Source organism: Citrobacter sp. wls613, from assembly GCF_005281195.1.
GTDB classification, from domain to species: Bacteria; Pseudomonadota; Gammaproteobacteria; order Enterobacterales; family Enterobacteriaceae; genus Citrobacter; species Citrobacter gillenii.
Window position 1 is genome coordinate 7,643 of sequence record NZ_SZXN01000031.1, and the last position, 257, is coordinate 7,899.

Here is a 257-nt window from a genome sequence, read left to right on the forward strand (position 1 = left end):
ACTATTACCGGTTCGTGGGCAGTGCCGGTCGGGACGGTTAACCAGATAATCACCAGTGTTCCGGATGACATTACTCTTACCTGCAACAATCCTGTGGCTGGTGTTCCGGGGCTGGAGCCTGAAACCAACTATCAGTTTCGTGATCGCGTGTGGGAAGCACAAATGTCAACTGTTCAGGGCTACCCTGGCTTTATCCGCCAGAAGCTCACGGATGTGAACGGTGTTCAGGCGCGCCTGGTATCAGTTGTTCAGAGCGG

Annotated in this window: 1 pseudogene; it reads left to right on the top strand. The window is 54.1% G+C overall.

Annotated features, from left to right (window positions below):
- Positions 1-257: pseudogene (locus tag FDX01_RS23485) on the top strand (baseplate J-like family protein); the annotation flags it as partial.